At 30.7% G+C, this 2928-nt stretch carries 3 protein-coding genes and 1 other annotated feature; of the genes, 1 reads left to right on the top strand and 2 read right to left on the bottom strand.

Annotated features, from left to right (window positions below):
* On the top strand, positions 1-675 hold a 675-nt coding region (locus CUL_RS0116320; RefSeq protein WP_025642805.1), incomplete at its 5' end, for an IS256 family transposase.
* Positions 676-1033: 358 nt separating this feature from the next.
* On the opposite strand, the gene CUL_RS0116315 is transcribed toward CUL_RS0116320, so the two are convergent.
* Together CUL_RS0116315 and CUL_RS20280 are read right to left on the bottom strand one after the other, a co-directional pair.
* On the bottom strand, positions 1034-2062 hold the full coding sequence (locus tag CUL_RS0116315) for an ornithine cyclodeaminase, nickel-pincer nucleotide-dependent (RefSeq protein WP_025642803.1): 1029 nt from the start codon (positions 2060-2062) through the stop codon (positions 1034-1036).
* Positions 2063-2106: 44 nt separating this feature from the next.
* Positions 2107-2325: a binding site (T-box leader), on the bottom strand.
* Between the two features lie 231 nt (positions 2326-2556).
* On the bottom strand, positions 2557-2928 hold a 372-nt coding region (locus CUL_RS20280), incomplete at its 5' end, for a UPF0236 family transposase-like protein (RefSeq protein WP_025642801.1).

Genomic DNA, 2928 nt, shown 5'->3' with positions numbered 1-2928 from the left:
CTAGTAGTAAAAAAGGCTGTATACATTGTTTTAGCATATACAATGGATGGATTAAAAGAAGTGTTAGGTATGTATGTAGGTGAAAATGAAAGCTCAAAATATTGGCTTATGGTATTAAACGATCTAAAAAATAGAGGCTTAGAAGATGTATTGATTTTTGCAACAGACAATTTACCTGGTTTTAGCCAAGCAATAACAGCAGTATATCCAAAAGCAGAGATTCAAAAGTGCATTATTCACCAAATTAGAAACTCCACTAGATATGTAAATTACAAGGATATACGTGAATTAATGAAAGATTTAAAAACAGTATATAAAGCAAATACTGAAAACACAGCATTAATTCAGTTAGACTATTTTGAAGATAAATGGGGTAAAAAGTATCCTAGTTGTGTATCAAGTTGGCGTAATAATTGGGCTGAATTATCAACATTTTTCAAATATCCACCAGAAATTAGAAAGTTAATGTACACAACAAATACTATAGAAAATTTTAATAGACAATTAAGAAAAGTAACAAAAAATAAGACAATATTTCCAACAGATTTTTCTTTAGAAAAGAATCTCTATTCAGCAATGGTAAATGCTACATCCAAGTGGACATCAAGAATGAGAGGTTGGGATCAAATACTTGCTCAGTTAAATATTTTCTTTGAAGATATTTTGAGTAAATAGCAAAAATAAAATGTGGATTTGATGGATAATTGCTTTGCAATTACCCACAACCCCACATTTGCTACTACTATCTTTTTATCTCCCTCAATAAAGAAGCTGTAAAGCTTGACAGCTTAGTTTTATTGTGTAAAAATATACTAAACTTAGTAAGCTTAATTAACTTTCTTATTGAACCTAATAAATTAAGATTTTAATCTTAAAATAGATTTTAAAATTTGTCAAAATTCCTTAATCTGGAATGACGAAACACAAATTATTTCACACTACCTGATTGAAACTTACTTAAAGCACAAAATTAATTACAGTCTAGTTAGTATATCTGAAAGGAGCCTTTTGTTAGGCATCAAACAAACAGGAACTAGGTTGCCAACCTAGTTCCTAACTTATTTTTTAGTTTATCTATTTCAGTTACCAATAGATTTAAAAATAATCCTACATCAGTTACTATGCCTATAGCTTGGCTACTTCCTCTATCGCTTAGTTTTGTTACCACAGCGGAATTAATATCTACACATATCATCTTAATCTTTGCAGGAAGCATATTGCCACTAGCAATACCATGAAGCATAGTACCGAGAACCAGCACTATTTCTGCTTTTTGTAAATGTTGGCTATAAGCATCCTGTGCTTTTATAATATCGGTAACTGTATCTGGCAATGGACCATCATCCCTTAGACTTCCTGCTAGAACAAAGGGAATATCATTTTTCACACACTCATACATAATACCTGAATGTAAAGCTTTAGCTTCAACAGTCCTTTTGATGGAGCCGTATTTCATGACATGGTTTATAGCTCGCATATGGTTTCTATAACCATTGTGAGTTACCCTTCCAGATTTAGCACAGACTCCTAATGAAGTACCATAAAGGTTTTTTTCTATATCGTGAACTGCAAGAGCATTTCCTGTCAACAAACTAGATACATAATTTTGGCGGATCAATTCTGAAAGGTAATAATCACCGCCAGTGTGAACTACTACAGGTCCTGCTACTAAGGTCAACTTTTTATTATTATAGAATAATTCATATGCTAAATCTTTTATAAGCATATCATTTCTTCTTTCTGATGAAACATAATTGTTCATGAAATTAAATGAGTTATCTACTTTATCATCATTATTTTCATTAATTATCTTTACGCCAGTATCACCACATACTACCATATCGCCATGTTCTATTTCTCTTAATTTTTTACATATTGCTCCATGTTCATTAATTACTATTAGAGCATCCATCCTTTGGTTTTTAACTTTTATCCACTGGTTATTATGGTAAACGAAAGTGGCGTGGTTAGTTGTTGAATAGAAGTCATCTGGCACATGTTTATCCAATATTGCCTTCTTTAGCAATACATTCTTATTTATATTAAGTTTATTTAAAATCAATTTTAAAACTCCTTTCTTAGAGAATAAAAAAAACCCTCATCCCATACTGGGACGAAGGTAATTCGCGGTACCACCCAAATTGATTAAGCAAAGAAAATTTACTTAATCCTCTCAAAGCCTGTAACGTTGGCCAACGGACAAACTTTATCGCTTGCAGCTTAGAGGGTGGGTTCAAATGAAATAATCTTAGAAGATCTTTCAGTCGGTGAATCTTCCTTCCTTTAAGAATCTTTCAATCTACTAGTCCTCTTCACAGCCTAAATATATATTTAAGATATATTATATGAAGTATTCAATTGTTTGTCAAGGATTTTTTAAAAATAGATAGTGTCAAGTAATTGTTGGAAAACAATTAAAAAATAATTTTGTAAATAATATTAGAATACTAATCCTGTATTTATACAATGTAACGATCTATAATTTATATTTTAAATAAGCTTAATAAACCTAAATGGATAGGCAAATTTATATATTATTTTAAAGTATGTTAGTTATTAAAAATATGAGGCTTTAAGCATACCTTTAAGCCACCTGCCATCTGTTCTTGATATATATGGCATATCTATCATTATATCTGGATCCATATTGTTATATGTCCTTTTTACGTTATTTATCATTTTTTCATCTAATTCTAAAATTCTTTTTTCTCTTTTTCTTTCAGATCTGGTATTCCTATAATATTCCTTTATACTTCCGCCATTAGCTTTGTATACCCTCATTCGTGCCATTTCATCTGCTCCAATTACACTCCATCCCATAGGTCTTGAACTTAATCTAGATGACAATATATGACTTATATGCCCCTCTGCACTGCATCTATATTTCTTTTCTCCAAATAAATTTTTAATGCCTTCCCAATTATTTGA

This window comes from [Clostridium] ultunense DSM 10521 (assembly GCF_000511955.1).
In the GTDB taxonomy this organism is placed as follows: Bacteria; Bacillota; Clostridia; order Tissierellales; family Tepidimicrobiaceae; genus Schnuerera; species Schnuerera ultunensis.
This window is presented reverse-complemented; position numbering and strand designations above follow the sequence as displayed.